Origin of the sequence: Pseudomonas sp. MIL19 (assembly GCF_028680365.1) — a bacterium.
Classification (GTDB): Bacteria; Pseudomonadota; Gammaproteobacteria; order Pseudomonadales; family Pseudomonadaceae; genus Aquipseudomonas; species Aquipseudomonas spirodelae.
The window spans coordinates 1-2,391 of sequence record NZ_JAPPVG010000072.1 but is presented as its reverse complement, the minus strand read 5'-3'; the positions used below and the strand labels follow the sequence as shown (position 1 = coordinate 2,391).

The 2,391-nt window shown below is 60.4% G+C and carries 3 protein-coding genes; all 3 read right to left on the bottom strand.

The features are described 5' to 3' along the window. Positions 1 to 31: 31 nt before the first annotated feature. Positions 32 to 1,579 (bottom strand): IS66 family transposase, encoded by a 1,548-nt coding sequence (tnpC, locus tag N1078_RS19350; RefSeq protein ID WP_169879246.1) that lies wholly within the window; start codon positions 1,577 to 1,579, stop codon positions 32 to 34. Between the two features lie 61 nt (positions 1,580 to 1,640). Further along, positions 1,641 to 1,976, bottom strand: a complete 336-nt coding sequence (tnpB, locus tag N1078_RS19345; protein ID WP_010562499.1) for an IS66 family insertion sequence element accessory protein TnpB — start codon at positions 1,974 to 1,976, stop codon at positions 1,641 to 1,643. Then, positions 1,973 to 2,290 carry an IS66-like element accessory protein TnpA gene (gene tnpA, locus N1078_RS19340; protein WP_073665984.1) on the bottom strand — a complete coding sequence of 106 codons (318 nt, stop codon included), beginning with the start codon at positions 2,288 to 2,290 and terminating at the stop codon, positions 1,973 to 1,975. Before tnpA ends, tnpB begins: the two co-directional genes overlap by 4 nt. Positions 2,291 to 2,391 lie beyond the last annotated feature (101 nt).

The following is a 2,391-nucleotide window of genomic DNA, read 5'->3' as shown; positions in this document are numbered from 1 at the left end:
GTAAGCGTCTGCCGAACTCACCTTGCGTAATTCAGGCGGGTGCCCATTGATGCGGCAGTAGTTGGCCAATCTCGCTGGCCCGCTGTGTCGGCAGCCGCATCAGCACATCCTTCAGGTAGGCGTACGGATCATGCCCATTCATCCGCGCCGACTGGATCAGGCTCATGATCGCCGCCGCCCGTTTGCCGCTGCGCAGCGACCCGGCAAACAGCCAGTTCGAGCGTCCAAGGGCCCATGGTCGAATCTGGTTCTCGACCTGATTGTTGTCGATAGGCACGGCGCCGTCGTCCAGATAGCGCGTCAGCGCTAACCAGCGTTTTAGGCTGTAATCCAGGGCTTTTGCCGTGGCTGATCCGTTGGGCACCCGATCACGCTGGGCCAGCATCCAGTTATGCAGCGCATCGAGGATTGGTGAAGACTTTTCCTGCCGTATTCGCCAGCGTTCTTCATCGCTCATGTGCCGTGCTTGCCGCTCGATTTCATACAGCCCGGCAATGGAGTGCAGCGCCTGTTCGGCTAACTGGCTTTTGTTCGCTGCGTGCAGATCGAAAAATTTGCGGCGGGCGTGGGCCATGCAGCCAATTTCGGTGATGCCCTGCTCGAAGCTGGCCTTGTAGCCGGCGAAGTCGTCGCAGACCAGCTTGCCACTCCACTGACCCAGAAAATTGCGCGCATGCTCACCAGCCCGGCTGGGGCTGAAGTCATACACCACGGCCTTCAGGTCGGCGAAGGGTGTGGTGCAGTATGCCCAGACGTAAGCCCGGTGGGTTTTCTTCTCGCCAGGGGCCAGCATTTGCACGGGGGTTTCGTCGGCGTGGATCACGCCTTGCGCCAGTACCGCCTCGCGCAGGGCGTCGACCAATGGTTGGAGCTGTACGCCGGTGTGTCCGACCCACTGCGCCAGCGTCGAGCGGGCGATGGCCAGGCCAGCGCGCCCAAAAATCTTTTCTTGCCTATACAGCGGCAGGTGGTCGGCAAATTTGGCCACCATCACGTGAGCCAGCAGGCCGGCAGTGGGGATGCCCTTGTCGATCACCTGGGCTGGTACCGGCGCCTGGATCAGTGTTTCGCACTGACGGCAGGCCCATTTGCCACGCACGTGCTGTTCGACGGTGAACACGCCCGGCGTGTAATCCAGCTTTTCGCTGATGTCTTCGCCGATGCGTTGCAGCTGGCAGCCGCAGGTGCATTGAGTGTTCTGCGGCTCGTGACGGATCACAGTACGCGGAAACTGGGCTGGCAGCGGTGCGCGCTTGGGCTGTTGGCGGGGTTCAGCCGGAGCCGCCGGAGGATTGAGGGTTTTCAGTTCCGCCTCGATAGCGGCAATGTCCGTGTCGAGCAAATCATCCAGCAGGCTGCCCTGGTCAGGGCTTAGTTGCTCGCTACGCTTGGCGAACTTGTGTCGCTTGAACCAGGCGATTTCATGGGTGAGCTGCTCGATGACGGTTTGATCGCGGTCGATCTTCTTGCCCATCGTTTCAACCGTCTTACCCAACGTGTCGACTTGCGACAGCAACTGCGCAGCGAGTGCGCGCAGTTGCTCAGGTGTCAGTTGGTCGAGATTGGGCGAGGAAGTCATGCCGCTGATTGTGCCAGAGCAGGCGATCAGCGCAGATAAAGCGATGGGCTAATGGCCGGCGCTACAGCACTGTGATCGCACCGGCTGCACCAACCCGCTGCCAAGGTAAACCGAGCACCAAAGCCTGAAGCTGCTCGGTGTCGAGTTCAACTTCCGAGCCGCGGTGGATGCCTGGCCAGTGAAACTTGCCCTGGTTCAATCGCCGCGCGGCCAGCCAGATCCCTACACCGTCATGCACCAACACTTTCATGCGGTTGGCGCGGCGGTTGGCGAACAGATAAGCACAGTGCGGCTTCGCCGCACCGAATACCTCCACTACACGGGCCAATGCGGTCTCGGTGCCGGCGCGCATGTCCATCGGCTCAGTGGCAAGCCAGATGCTATCGATGCGGATCACGGGGCAAGCCCCCGGACAAAGCGGGCGCAGCCGTCAGGATCGGACACTGGCCATTTCACTGTGACTGACTGCTCGCCAAGCGATAGCTCAATAATCACCGATGCTGCAGTCGGCCGTTTGGGCGTAGCCCTCAATGGAACGAACGCCGACAACACCGCGGGTAGCTGATCTCGGTAAAGCGGTAGCCATTTTCGAATGACGTTGGCGTTGATGCCATGGCGGATGGCAACGCTGGAGACGGTCGCACCCGGTTGTAGGCATTCCTGAACGACCTGGACCTTGAACGGTTTGGGGTAAGAGCTTCGTTGGCGCATGGAAATCCTAACGTTAAGGACGATCGCGTCCGCTTAAAAATACGCGGACACCATCGCCCTTAATGCTGGAGTTCGGAAGGTGACTTGGCTGGACGCTTACG

Bases quoted from the DNA above. Each gene is read 5' to 3' on its own strand.
- tnpA (WP_073665984.1), bottom strand. From the start codon at position 2,290: ATGCGCCAACGAAGCTCTTACCCCAAACCGTTCAAGGTCCAGGTCGTT.
- tnpC (WP_169879246.1), bottom strand. From the start codon at position 1,579: ATGACTTCCTCGCCCAATCTCGACCAACTGACACCTGAGCAACTGCGC.